Origin of the sequence: Pseudoalteromonas sp. SG43-5 (genome assembly GCF_014164345.1) — a bacterium.
GTDB lineage: Bacteria > Pseudomonadota > Gammaproteobacteria > Enterobacterales > Alteromonadaceae > Pseudoalteromonas > Pseudoalteromonas distincta.
Genome location: NZ_JACJFA010000013.1, coordinates 64,781 through 77,983, shown reverse-complemented (window position 1 = coordinate 77,983; position 13,203 = coordinate 64,781). Strand labels below are relative to the sequence as shown.

General features: G+C 37.3%; 14 protein-coding genes. 7 read left to right on the top strand and 7 right to left on the bottom strand.

Going from position 1 to position 13,203, the window contains the following annotated elements:
* The first annotated feature begins 3 nt into the window (after positions 1-3).
* Positions 4-735 (top strand): VacJ family lipoprotein, encoded by a 732-nt coding sequence (locus tag H5161_RS13830; protein ID WP_002959276.1) that lies wholly within the window; start codon positions 4-6, stop codon positions 733-735.
* Positions 736-880: 145 nt separating this feature from the next.
* Here the strand turns inward: H5161_RS13830 and H5161_RS13825 are convergent, their stop codons facing one another.
* Positions 881-2,107 (bottom strand): EAL and HDOD domain-containing protein, encoded by a 1,227-nt coding sequence (locus H5161_RS13825; RefSeq protein ID WP_165723517.1) that lies wholly within the window; start codon positions 2,105-2,107, stop codon positions 881-883.
* Between the two features lie 331 nt (positions 2,108-2,438).
* Here H5161_RS13825 and putP point away from each other — a divergent pair, with 331 nt between their 5' ends.
* A complete protein-coding gene (gene putP, locus H5161_RS13820; RefSeq protein ID WP_149602304.1) occupies positions 2,439-3,917 on the top strand; it encodes a sodium/proline symporter PutP in 1,479 nt (492 codons plus the stop codon).
* Positions 3,918-4,190: 273 nt separating this feature from the next.
* Here the strand turns inward: putP and H5161_RS13815 are convergent, their stop codons facing one another.
* Positions 4,191-4,508: a YebG family protein gene (locus H5161_RS13815; RefSeq protein ID WP_004335683.1), complete on the bottom strand. Its 318-nt coding sequence runs from the start codon at positions 4,506-4,508 to the stop codon at positions 4,191-4,193.
* A 314-nt stretch (positions 4,509-4,822) separates the two neighbouring features.
* Here H5161_RS13815 and H5161_RS13810 point away from each other — a divergent pair, with 314 nt between their 5' ends.
* Positions 4,823-5,119: a helix-hairpin-helix domain-containing protein gene (locus tag H5161_RS13810; protein ID WP_165723515.1), complete on the top strand. Its 297-nt coding sequence runs from the start codon at positions 4,823-4,825 to the stop codon at positions 5,117-5,119.
* Positions 5,120-5,143: 24 nt separating this feature from the next.
* On the opposite strand, the gene H5161_RS13805 is transcribed toward H5161_RS13810, so the two are convergent.
* Both H5161_RS13805 and dsbB read right to left on the bottom strand, forming a co-directional pair.
* Positions 5,144-5,446: a DUF6170 family protein gene (locus H5161_RS13805; RefSeq protein ID WP_024595348.1), complete on the bottom strand. Its 303-nt coding sequence runs from the start codon at positions 5,444-5,446 to the stop codon at positions 5,144-5,146.
* Position 5,447: 1 nt separating this feature from the next.
* Positions 5,448-5,966, bottom strand: coding sequence for a disulfide bond formation protein DsbB (dsbB, locus tag H5161_RS13800; protein WP_024595347.1), 519 nt, complete (start codon positions 5,964-5,966; stop codon positions 5,448-5,450).
* A 528-nt stretch (positions 5,967-6,494) separates the two neighbouring features.
* Between dsbB and fadR the strand changes: the two genes are divergently transcribed.
* A complete protein-coding gene (gene fadR / locus H5161_RS13795) occupies positions 6,495-7,208 on the top strand; it encodes a fatty acid metabolism transcriptional regulator FadR (protein WP_004335692.1) in 714 nt (237 codons plus the stop codon).
* Positions 7,209-7,570: 362 nt separating this feature from the next.
* Positions 7,571-8,176, top strand: a complete 606-nt coding sequence (locus H5161_RS13790) for a peroxiredoxin (protein WP_182769522.1) — start codon at positions 7,571-7,573, stop codon at positions 8,174-8,176.
* Between the two features lie 87 nt (positions 8,177-8,263).
* Here the strand turns inward: H5161_RS13790 and H5161_RS13785 are convergent, their stop codons facing one another.
* Both H5161_RS13785 and smpB read right to left on the bottom strand, forming a co-directional pair.
* A complete protein-coding gene (locus tag H5161_RS13785) occupies positions 8,264-10,855 on the bottom strand; it encodes a TonB-dependent receptor (RefSeq protein ID WP_024594789.1) in 2,592 nt (863 codons plus the stop codon).
* Between the two features lie 426 nt (positions 10,856-11,281).
* Positions 11,282-11,761 (bottom strand): SsrA-binding protein SmpB, encoded by a 480-nt coding sequence (gene smpB, locus H5161_RS13780; protein ID WP_004335699.1) that lies wholly within the window; start codon positions 11,759-11,761, stop codon positions 11,282-11,284.
* A gap of 146 nt (positions 11,762-11,907) precedes the next feature.
* Between smpB and H5161_RS13775 the strand changes: the two genes are divergently transcribed.
* Both H5161_RS13775 and H5161_RS13770 read left to right on the top strand, forming a co-directional pair.
* A complete protein-coding gene (locus H5161_RS13775) occupies positions 11,908-12,348 on the top strand; it encodes a type II toxin-antitoxin system RatA family toxin (RefSeq protein ID WP_138488724.1) in 441 nt (146 codons plus the stop codon).
* On the top strand, positions 12,345-12,668 hold the full coding sequence (locus H5161_RS13770) for an RnfH family protein (protein WP_004335703.1): 324 nt from the start codon (positions 12,345-12,347) through the stop codon (positions 12,666-12,668). Before H5161_RS13775 ends, H5161_RS13770 begins: the two co-directional genes overlap by 4 nt.
* A 132-nt stretch (positions 12,669-12,800) precedes the next feature.
* Here H5161_RS13770 and H5161_RS13765 read toward each other — a convergent pair whose 3' ends face one another.
* Entirely contained in the window at positions 12,801-13,160 is a 360-nt protein-coding gene (locus H5161_RS13765; protein WP_004335706.1) for an outer membrane protein assembly factor BamE, read from the bottom strand.
* Positions 13,161-13,203 lie beyond the last annotated feature (43 nt).

Sequence of the window (13,203 nt, the reverse complement as noted above, 5' to 3'; positions counted from 1 at the left end):
TAGATGTTAAAACACAGTTTTACTTTTTTATGTTTATTGATACTAGCCGGCTGTGCTCAAGTACCTCAAAGCAAAGTAGATGACAGAGATCCGCTGCAAAGTATTAATCGTCCATTATATGACTTTAATATGGATGTACTGGATGCTTATTTATTGCGCCCAGTTGCTGTAGGTTATGTTGAAGTAACGCCTGTACCGGTAAGAAACGGTATTGTTAATTTTACAGGTAATATCACCGCACCTGTAGATATGATCAATGCGGGTTTGCAAGGTAAACCGGGTAATGCAAGTGTGAGCTTAGCACGCTTTTTAGTTAACTCTACTGTCGGTCTGTTTGGTATCTTTGATGTTGCAAGCTCACTAGGTCTTGAAATAGTCGATGAAGACTTTGGACAAACGTTGGGTGTATGGGGCGTAGGTGATGGCGCCTATTTAATGCTACCAGGTATGGGGCCAACAACAGCACGTAACCTGACCGGTGATGTAGTCGATAACTTTGTATTACCTGAAGTTGCGCTAACGACTCCACAAACTATTTTAGTATTTGTTTTAAAAGCAGTTGAGGCGCGTGCATCTTTAATACCACAAGAAGGGCTATTAAATGATTCACTTGATCCGTACTTATTTGTAAAAGATATTTACTTCCAGCGTCAAATTTATGAGCTGTACGATGGCAACCCACCTATAAAAGAAGAGCCAGCTGATTTTGATGAAGACTTTTTAGAAAGTTTATAATTGAAGCCAATGATAAAAACGCCAGCTAAATGCTGGCGTTTTTATTGACTGTTTATATAATCTGAACTTTGGCTAGAGAAAAATAAACTTAGATATCATTATAATTCAATAAATTAGTAAATATCTTAACCAGAGTTCGGGTTACTTATTTTTCGTTAACTACTAACTGCATTTGCTCATTAACCCAAGTCAGTGCTTCATGATAGGCATCAGGAACTTTTTCACCTAGGTTTAGCTCTTTCGTTAATTCGTTTGCGGCTGACCAGTTAGCTTGTTCATAATACTTAACTAAGTTTAAATATTTTGCCAGCAAGCCTTCATCGTTTAATAAGGCTGCTTTTATGTCATTCGAAAGTGGAAGCTTTTTCATAACGCTTTCCATACTCTCATCTAAAATAGCATCCATAAGAGACATCATACCGGTTAAAAATGCCATGCCGGTATCTTTAAATTGTCCATGGGATATAGCGAGTAACTCACCAAAACGAGCGCGCGTAAGCGATAGCCTAATTAGCTCTATAGGTTTATCTGCTGATACTTGCGCTGCAAATAATAATGATAATAGTTTTTTAATTTCGTTAGCACCAAGCACTATAAGGGCTTGCTTAATGGTACTTATTTCAGCACGCCTTGCAAAGGCAGCAGAATTTGAATACCTAAGTAATTTGTAAGATAGGTTTACATCACGCTCAAACACATCAGTGATTTTTTTAAGATCCATATCAACGCTTGATGTTTCGTAAAGTAATTCAGCTAATGCCATTTCTGAAGGCGGTAGAGCCTTACTTTGTACCATTTCAGGTTTTGAGAAGAAAAATCCTTGGAAATAATCAAAACCAAGCTCTAGAGCTTGTTGGTAAATTTCATAGGTTTCTACTTTTTCGGCAAGTAACTTAATATGCGAGTGCAGTTTTAAATCATTAAGAACCGTTTTTATTGTATCTATATCAGATGCTAAAAAGTCTATTTTAATAATATCAATAAATGGATAAAAGTGGCGCCAAACAGGCTGATGAATATAGTCATCAAGAGCAATAGTGTAACCTTTATCTTTTAGATCTTTCACTATGGCTAATAATCGCTTCCCAGGTTGCACAGTTTCAAGGATTTCTACAACTACAGTATCTTTGCCCAATAGTGTTGGGTAGCCCTTTGATAGCGTTTCTAGGGTGAAATTTATATAGGCGGGTTTATTGTCGGTTAAATCTTCTAAGCCGAAATTAAACTGACTACCTTCAATTAGTCGTGTAGTTGCCTCGTCACCATCTATATCAGGAAATACGTTATCAACGCCATCGCGAAATAAAAGTTCATACCCGATGAGCTTTTTATCTCTGTCTAAAATAGGTTGGCGTGCAGCGTAAAAATACATAAACAGTTCCGTAAGAGTAATGTAATTGGGTATTGTAATAATATATGGCAAAAGACTCAAAATAGCATTACGTATATTTGCTAGATTAATAAATTATCATTAAAAATTAAGGTGTTTCTAGTATTTAATTTATTTTATTTCACCAATTCGCTTTAAAATCATTCAACATGAGTATTTTTGTATCAGGTGAGGGCAACAAGTTGGAGATTTTATTATCAAGCATGATATAGTCAGCGAGAATGGTTTTTACCCCAATAGTGTCTTAACTATAAAATTTTAAGAGTCATTATTTGGATTAAAGCCTATTATTAATAATTATGCGGAGGCTAATTTGGAAACAGGAATGATTATTTCACTAGCATTATATTTTATTGTAATGTTAGGTATCGGACTATATGCATATAAGCAATCTACTGACGATGTATCTGGTTACATGTTAGGTGGACGAAATCTATCTCCAAGTGTAGCTGCACTGTCTGCAGGTGCATCTGATATGAGTGGCTGGATTTTAATGGGCCTACCTGGTGCGATGTTTGTTACTGGTTTTAGTAGTACATGGATAGCAATTGGCTTGGTGATTGGTGCTTGGTTAAATTATCTGTTAGTTGCACCGAGATTACGTGTTTACACTGAAAAAGCAAATGACTCTATAACCATCCCAGACTACTTTTCAAATCGCTTCAATGATAAATCCAACCTATTACGTGTTGTATCAGCTGTGGTAATTATTGTTTTCTTTACTCTTTATACTTCATCTGGTGTTGTCGCTGGTGGTAAATTGTTTGAAAGCTCATTTGGTTTAACTTATGAAATGGGTTTATACATTACAACGGGCGTAGTTGTTTTATATACCTTGTTTGGTGGTTTTTTAGCTGTAAGCTTAACTGACTTTGTGCAAGGTTGTATTATGTTCATTGCACTTATTCTAGTGCCAACGGTTGCATACTCTTTGCTTGAACAACCTTTAGAATCAACTTTACATAGCGTAAATCCAGATATGCTTAACTGGATTGGTGCAGGTTCTGCATTAGGTATTATTTCTGCAATGGCTTGGGGTTTAGGTTATTTTGGCCAACCACATATCATTGTTCGTTTTATGTCGGTACGTAGTGTTAAAGATATGCCTAAAGCACGCCGTATTGGTATGACATGGATGATTGTTGCTGCCATTGGTGCTGTTGGTACTGGTATATTTGGTGCAGCTTATACTTATGAGAACAACATTGTAGTTGAAGACCCTGAAACAATTTTCTTAATTCTTTCTGAGTTACTGTTCCACCCACTTATTGCTGGCTTTTTACTTGCTGCAATTTTGGCTGCGATTATGAGTACTATCTCATCTCAATTATTGGTTAGTTCAAGTTCATTAACAGAAGATTTCTATAAAACATTCTTACGTAAAGATGCCAGTGATAAAGAGCTAGTTGCTGTTGGCCGTATTAGTGTTGCCGTAGTTGCTATGTTCGCTATTTATTTAGCTTACGACAGAGATAGCTCTATTTTAGACCTAGTAAGTAATGCGTGGGCTGGCTTTGGTGCTGCGTTTGGACCTCTTGTATTGTTTAGCCTTTATTGGAAACGCATGAACTTTGCTGGTGCGTTAGCTGGTATGTTAGTAGGCGCATTTACTGTGCTAATTTGGATATATGGACCATTTACTATCAATGGTGAAAGCTTAAGTAGCTTTATGTACGAAATAGTACCGGGCTTTATTTTAGCGAGTATTGCAATTGTTGTTGTTAGCTTAGTAACAAAAGAGCCTGAGCAAAACATCACTGCTTTATTTGATGAAGTAGAAAAAGAGCTTTAATTAGCAATTACTACTTATTTTAAAGTGAGTAGTAATTAATACCAATCCGCAATAATACTTAATCATTTTGCGGGGCTAAACGTGTTGCTACCGGCGTTAAAAAATTCTCATTTAGAACAACTAAATATCGAATTTTTGCCTAGCTATCAACACGTTTTTCCACCCTCAAAGAGATCATTTAATTAAGCGAATTGGTATAATAAAAAAGGGAGCAACTTAGTTGCTCCCTTTTTTATTTAGTTTGTCCCGTTCGAGGAGGGAGCATTCTATGAATTAACTTACTTTTTTATCGTTGTTATCTTCAATTGATGCAACGTTATCTGACTTTTTACTTTTTGCTGGCGCTTTGGTAACAGCTGGATCTTTGCCACCTTTTAATATGGTCATAAAATCATCTTTGCTTTTCGCTATTTCTAAAGCAAGTGATTCAATTTGTTGCTCACTAAGCGGTACGTCTACCTTTTCTAGCATCAGCTCAAGTGATTCTGCTATATCGAGCATCTTGTCATAAGCATCCGCTTCTTTTTTGGTAGTAAACGTCATACGCTCGACTCCGTTTCGTTCTACAACATATTTAACAACAACAGCCATGATTTCTCCTGCAAAATTGCTTGGCACCGTGGTTTTTAAAAAACCATTAGATTACTGTTTTTATGTACAGTAATGGTTTGTAAGTAAATTTGCAAGCGCGAAGTATTAATTTTTAGGTGTCTTAAATTTGACAAAAAACGGTAACTTTACTTTAGTTAAGCAATCACTTTGTTGTACCAGCTGCATTTTCAGGATTTCGGATCATAGTGATAATGCGTTTAGGTACACTTTAAGTGATGAACTTTACAGTTCCTTATTTATTGATTTCCTGAGCAATACTCAAAATTAAGAAAAGAAGAATAAGGGCAAGTTTAATGAAAACGTTAAAAAATTTACTCATCATAAGTTTATTATGTTTACTACCCGCGACTACCGCGTATGCACAATTATCAGAAGTAACTAAGCAAATGCCTCAAGCTGAGACAATTAGTATAAATAATGCTGATGCAGAGATGCTTGCTAAGTTACCTGGTATAGGTAAGAAAAAAGCGCAGGCAATTGTGGATTATCGTGAAGAAAATGGCGAATTTAAAAGCGTTAGTGATTTATCGCAAGTTAAAGGGATTGGCAAAAAACTTTTAGCTAAATTAGAGGGGAAACTTTCACTTTAATATTTCTAAAAAGTAATCAGGGTGCTAGGCGCCCTGATTAAATTGTTTTAGCGCATCGCTTAAGTGCTTTTTAGCAAAGTTAATTTCAATAGGTGTAGTTAATAGTGGATAGCACAATCCGCCAAGTATCAAAAATGGTATTAATATCCAACCTTTAAATACAGTGAATATTAAAAATAGTGGGCTAAGTAATAGCAACTTTATAATACGCAATAGAACTTTATCAGTTGGCGATAGCTGACTTAATGCAAGCGCAATTACGTCTTGACGCTGGCGTACTTTTAAATGCTTAAGCTGGTCTAATTGGCTTGAAAAAAATGTAAACATATCAAATCGACTTTTTAATTGATAAACGGGCAATAATTATAATAAATAGCGTTAGTGAGAAAATCCCAAATATCACTTCCATCCAAGCAGGCATGCTCATGCCAACAAACTGCCAATCTATATTTCCACAATCCCCGGTAGCTTGAAAAAAGCTAGGTATCCATTCATGTAGTGGCATAAATGATGGGAAATTTGGTTCAAACTCGCAGCTAAATGCAAAAGGGTCTGTGGTGGTCTGCATATCAATATGTTCGCGAGCAATTAAGTATCCCCAAACACTCGATATTCCCCAAATAACATACGCTATCATACGCACAGTTTTACTTTGTGGTTTACTTGAGCCTACAATCCCTGCGCCTAATAACCCCAATACTGCAGTGCGTTGATATATACACATTATGCAAGGCGCTAACCCCATTTTGTATTGAAAGAAAAGAGCGGTAACTTCAAGTAAGAAAACGATAGCTGTAAATAAAAGCCACGGGGTTCGTTGAGTAGGTAATTGTGCAAGCCAGTTCATAAAAATTCCGCGTTTTAATAGGACGTTAGATTATGACGTAGGATAAAGTATGCAGCAACAAAAAGGAAAAAAAAGCTACCGAAGTCGCTTTTTATAAGATGAAATTAATGACTACTCAATTCAGCCTTAGCAAAGGTTAAATGACGTTCTATTATTTTCCCATCGATACATAAGCTCAGTTATATTGCTTACTTATACTAAGGTGATGCATCATCTAAAGAATTTTTTATGGTTGCACTTTTTTGTACTTTTTCTTATGGCAAGTGCGGGATAAGTTAATTAAGCTCTGGCGCTGCGTAAATAAAAATATCTCCATAATAACAATGTACCTACAATGAATATTACTCTAGATATTCATGCATTGTAGCTAAATTAGAGAAACCCAAATTTAATTATTTATTAATTTTAAATTTCTACCCATTTGCTTTATTAATATATTACTTTACTTGTTAGTTGTGCTTCGTCTGGTACAATCAGTCAGTTATTCGTGTAAAACGATGAGTGTTGATTAATTCGAGTGGGAACTGGATGAGAATTTTTAAAGCGAAAAGCCCAGCAGGATTTGCTGAAGAATATATAGTTGAGTCCATTTGGAACGGCGATTTCCCTCCAGGTTCAATTTTACCTGCCGAGCGAGAACTTTCAGAGTTAATTGGTGTTACAAGAACAACCTTGAGAGAAGTATTACAGCGTTTAGCACGTGATGGTTGGCTAACAATTCAGCATGGTAAACCTACAAAAGTAAATAACTTTTGGGAAACGTCTGGCTTAAACATTCTTGAAACATTAGCGCGCTTAGATGAAGACAAGATGCCAGAGCTGACAGATCAGCTTTTATCTGCACGTACTAATATTAGTGCTATTTATACACGTGCTGCAATTAAGTTAAATCCTGAACGCGTGATTGAAATTTTATCACAAAGCCATGAGCTAGAAGACACCGCTCAAGCATTTGCTGACTATGATTATAAAGTGCATCACGAATTAGCCGTTGCGGGTAATAACCGTATTTATGTATTAATACTTAATGGCTTTAGAGGTTTTTATTCAAAGATTGGTTGTCATTACTTCTCTGATGCCGGAACTCGTGAACTTGCTCGTCAGTTTTATAAAGATTTAACCATTTTGGCAGAAAATAAAGAGCATGATGGTGCTATTTCTATGATGCGTAAATATGGTCATCAAACGGGTGAGATTTGGCAAAAAATCCGTGGTGATATGCCCTCAGATATAATGGACTAAGTCTAAGCGAGAAACCTGCATTTGCAGGTTTTTTTATATCGGTAAAATTTAGCGCCACCGTATATGAAATTCTAAAAAGTTTAATGTATAAACCACTTCGATATTTTTAAAATTTCTACTTAGTTACAACGCAACTTACACTTTAAAATAGACCTATTATTTAAGTATATTAGTGCAAGTTGCAAGTGTTCGTTATTTTCGATTGCTCACATCGTTAAATGCGATTGTCCTTTTGCAGTGAATAACTTTAGAATGCCAATTAATTATATGTATGCGCTATTGGTTTTTAATTTTTAGCGCCCATATAAGTACCAGCATTGCGAAAGCAATTGAAAACAAACTCAAAATATTTGGAGAATAAAATGGGTGTATTAGTAGGCCGCCAGGCACCAGACTTTACCGCTGCAGCTGTTCTTGGTAACGGTGAAATTGTAGATAGCTATAACCTTCATGAAACAATTAAAGGTAAAAAAGCAGTTATCTTCTTTTACCCACTAGATTTCACGTTTGTATGTCCTTCTGAACTTATTGCATTTGATAAGCGTTTTGAAGAGTTTCAAAAGCGTGGCGTAGAAGTAATTGGTGTTTCTATCGATTCACAATTCTCACATAACGCATGGCGTAACACTGCTGTTGCAGACGGCGGTATTGGTAAAGTTCAATACGCACTAGTTGCAGATGTTAAACACGAAATTTGTAAAGCATACGACGTTGAGCATCCAGAAGCGGGTGTTGCGTTCCGTGGTTCTTTCTTAATTGATGAAGAAGGTAACGTACGTCACCAAGTAGTGAACGATTTACCACTAGGTCGTAACATCGACGAAATGCTTCGCATGGTTGACGCGCTAACGTTCCACACTGAGCACGGTGAAGTATGTCCTGCTGGTTGGACTGAAGGTAAAAAAGGTATGGACGCAAGCCCTGAAGGCGTTGCTAAGTTCTTATCTGAAAACGAAGGCGAGCTATAATTTAGCCCTTAGTTTTAAATAAAAAAACCGCCAATTGGCGGTTTTTTTATTTGTAGCGTTAGCTCACTTTAAAATAAGCTCGCAAAGTTAAAACGAGAAACTAACTTTAGTATAGAAGTATCGGCCTCTAGGGTTGTGTACACCTGAAGCATAACCGTATAGATCAGCGTCGCCATCACCAATTGCAAATGGTGGCTCTTCATCAAATAAGTTATTTACACCTAGCGATACTTTAGTTGAGTCAGTAACACGATAAGATGTTTGTAAATCTACCAGTGTTTGCGAATCAACCATACGTGATGTATTGCTATCAAAGTCTAAATTACCGTCAAAATCAATATCCGGGGTATCTTCAAACTCACCTACATAACTGATGTTTACGTTTGTATTAAACTCGCCAATTTCCCAGTTTGTAGAGAAAATCCAGCGGTGCTCTGGATAGCCATACTCACCGGTGTAATCGCGGCCATCTTTTTCAAATTTATCTTGGTATGCCCATTCTAAATTAAATTTCAATAAACCTAAGTCATCAAGTGAGTGATTGTAGTTAGCTGAAACATCAACCCCAGATACTTCTTGCGAAGAAACGTTTTCAAATGTGCTGTAAATTTTTTGAATTGTTCCTAAGCTATCGCCACCTGTAGGTGTTAAGCGTACACATACAGTACTATCTTGGTTATTACACTCAGAGTTATAAATTGGACCAAACTCTTGCTCATCAATTTTGTTATCTTGAGTGATGCTCCACACATCGACACTTAAACCAAACTCAGCAGAAGGCGCCCAAATAAAGCCGACATTCCATGATTCTGATTCTTCAGCTTCAAGGTCAGGGTTACCAGCAAATTCAATGTTGTAATCAAGTGCATCACAATCAAGGCCTGTTGCTTCACATCGGTATGTATCTACAAAGAATTGGCTTTCTTGAGATGGACCTAAACCAACTTGTGCCAAAGAAGGCGCTCTAAAGCCTTGTGCCCAAGAGCCACGCACTGTGATTTCATCAGTAGGCGCCCAGCGAAGAGCTACTTTAGGGTTTGTTGTTGTACCGAAGTCACTGTAGTCATCGTAACGGCCAGCAAGTTGTAGCTCTAAATTATCAGCAAGAGGGATAGAAAACTCGACATAGGCAGCGTATTGTTCACGATCTGCAGATGCAGATACAGACTCTGTGCCAAATATTAAACCACGTTGAAATTGATCATCAGGAATGTCATTAACGTCTTCTTCACGGTACTCAATACCTGCAGCCATCATTACTACATCATCGCCAAAACTAAATGCTTCGCCTGTAATGTTTGCATCAAAGGAAGTCATGTGAGACTCACCACGACGCACTAAGCTTGTTGTAATACGATCAATTACAGCAGGGTCGTTGTATGTGCCACCAAATGGATTGTAGTTTCCTGCATCAATTTCTTGTTGTAAGAAATCAGTACGCACCCAACCTTGTGTTCTATCACCTGTTTGCAAAGATTTACTTCGGCCTTTTTGTACAGCGGTTTCCCAGCTCCAGTCATTAAACTCACCTCTAAGCCCTGCAACAAAGCGAAGAGTATCTGATTCAATATCCCATTGGCGTGCGCCAGCATCAACTGTACGGTAACGACCAATTTGAATGTCTTCACCAAATGGATTGTTAGGGTGGCTAGCTGGGACAGTTAAGCCTGCATCTTCATCAAGTGGAGTAGGGGCTCCGGCTGCAACAGACGTATTGTGCTGTACTGCCATTTCTAAAAAGCCCGTAATGCCATTATCAAAGTTATATTCAAATTGAGAAATAGCACCCACGCGTTCAGACGCTGGTGCGATATAACCGTAAGGGCCGTAATCAAATAAACAACTGCCGCTTGAAGTTGCATTTTCAGCAGGACAAGCCGGATCAATTGTTTTAACACCGTCTACATAAAAATATCCAGGGAAGCCACGAGATGAGCGAAAATCTTCACCACCATAAGGTGATTGATTTGCTGTACCTAAGCTGCCCATTTCATCAGAAGAAAGAGATGTATTTTTAAAGTAATCGATAATAACTGACGCGCTACTTTTCTCGCTAGTAGTACCCCATACTAAACTTGCTGTTGTTTCTTCATAATTGGGACCATCAGTACCACCGTAGCCCAAATTAACTTCAACACCGTCAATGTCTTTTTTCAAGATTACGTTTACCACACCCGCTACTGCGTCTGAGCCGTAGATAGCTGAAGCACCATCTTTTAGTATATCGATTCGCTCAATGGCAGAAACTGGGATACTGTTAATATCTACAAATGAGTTTGTGATACCTTCGGCAAATGCACTAATAGATACACGACGGCCATTGATTAGTACGAGCGTAGCATCAGCACCTAAGCCACGTAAACTAACAGCAGCAGACCCATTTGCAGTTGAATCTTGGTTGTTACCACGTGTTGAGAAAGTACCGCTGCCCGCTACAGGCATTCTTTCGAGGAGTTGTTGTAGGTTGTCATAACCCATGTTCTCAATATCAGCTCTTGCGATTGATTGAACCGGAGAAGGTCCTTCGATATCTGAACGTTTGATTCGTGAGCCAGTTACTTCAATGCGCTCTACTTTTTTAGCTTCTTCAGCAGCGTAAGTTGTTGTTGTAAAACCTGCTGAAAGTGCGATTGTAGCACCTGCAATTAAGCTAGGTGTAAATGCAATTGATTGCTTCATCCTTAAGTCCTTGTTGATATGTTATAAATTTAGTTGCTCTATACCAATCCTTTTTAAACTGTTAAATAAATCCCATATTTAAGCGGATTGATATAACAAGCGACGACATTAATATCATGTAACTTAAGTGTTAGCAATTAGACTGAAATGTGATTTTAGTATGGTTTTTTGTGTGTTTTTGGATGATTTTAAAACAGATGTTATGCGCTGAAGAAGGTTGAAATAGGCGCATATGCTTTATTTTGGAAATAACAAATACAGCCTAAATGCGAGTAATAATTAAATTAATTAATTCACAATAAAATTGTAATAAATTATTTACATGTATATTCTGAATGAATAGTAATCTTGTTGTATATTAATAAAACAAATAATAGTTGGTTTTTTAATAAAAAAAACGCCTAACTTGTTAGTTAGGCGCTGTGCTTATACTTTGTGTTTCATTAAACGTTCTTTTTCGCGAGACCAATCTTTATTTTTCCCGTCGTCACGTTTATCGTGCAACTTTTTACCTTTTGCTAGATGAAATTCAAGTTTTACCCAACATTTTTTCCAGTACATAGCTGTAGCTATTAATGAATAGCCATCTCGCTCTGTTGCACCGAGTAGACGGTCAAGTTCGCGTCTGCTTAATAGTAACTTACGATAACGCAACGGATCGCAAATTACATGGGTTGATGCACTATTAAGTGGCTGGATTTGCGCGCCAAGCAAAAATGCTTCGCCATTTTTAAGATGAATATAAGTTTCGGTGATGTTTACCTTACCTGCTCGGATACTTTTTACTTCCCAGCCTTGTAGTTCAACACCTGCTTCAAACTTATCGTGTAAAAAATACTCATGTCGCGCTTTTTTGTTTAGCGCGATGGTATTACTTGTCGATTTTGATGAATTTTTCTTAGCCATAGTGCCCTATAATATACGTAATGTGAGATGTTTTACATCGATTTTTTAATAATGCTTTTAAAAATTAAGCTTTAATTTAAGCAGCATGAAAATTTGGGGAAACGCGCAAAGCTTGCTAAAATTCGCCCACACAGTTGGGAGTGAGTATGCCACAAATAGAAAAAAGTGCGCTGGTTATGTACAGCACTAAAGAGATGTTTGATCTAGTTAATGATGTAGAAGCTTATTCGCAGTTTTTACCAAATTGCTCAGACTCAAAAATTGTTTCACAGCATGATAATAACATGACCGCGAGTTTAGAAATATCTAAGGCGGGTATAAAAAAGTGGTTTACCACCGAAAACACCTTTGTTGATGAGCAAACCGTGTTGCTAAGCCTTGTTGATGGACCATTTAAGACGTTAAAAGGGCGCTGGCATTTTCAAGAGCTTGACGCCAAAGCATGTAAAGTTCATTTGCACCTAGAGTTTGAATTTTCAAGTAAGTTAATAGAGCTTGCCTTTGGAAAGATTTTTAACGATGTAGCAAAAAATATGGTGAGTGCATTTACTCAACGTGCAAAACAGGTTTATGGAGCGAGAGCATGATTAATGTTGAGGTGGTATTTGCGTTACCAACCACGGCAACGTGTTTATCAATTGAAGTGCCACAAGGGACTACAGTCGAGCAAGCTGTTATTCAGTCAGGTATTATACAAAAGTGCCCTGAGATAGATGCTACATCGCTAACGTTAGGTGTGTGGAATCGAACTGTAAAAGCTAACTATGAGTTAAAAGACGGTGACCGTATAGAAATATATCGTCCATTAATTGCAGATCCTAAAGATGCGCGTAGAAAGCGTGCAGAAAAAGCTAAAGAAGAAGGGCGTGCAAATAAAATAACGGGTGGCCGCCCACTCGAAAAGTAACGAAAATCGATATAAACGTGGAAAATTTAACGGATTAAATCACACGCTAACGTTGTTTAAAATGGTAAAAGCTTTTAAATAAACCAATAAAAAAGGTGAGCCATGCTCACCTTTTTTTACCACTTGAGAAATTTATTGCTCGAGCGGTGTAGTAAAGTTTTCAGGTTGGTCATAATCACCTGAAATTGAAACTAACTTTTCATTTTCAAAGTTAATTACTAACTCTTTATTTTGCTCGTTTTTACGGCCTTTATTGAAGCTGTAAATATAACGCCAAGTATTGTTATCAAAGGCGTCTTCGGCAATAGGTCTGCCTAATACGTAAACAACTTGCTCTCGAGTCATATTTACACGAAGTTTTTCAACATCCGATTGCTCTAAAAAGTTGCCTTGTGGGATGTTAATTCGGTATACCCAGCTAGAGCAACCTGCTGCTGAGCTAAGTGTTAAAGCAACGATAAGCCAAAGAGAAAAAGTTTTTAACGACTGCATTGTTAGTTGTGATCCTTATTTTTTATAATCTGCATGATACCGA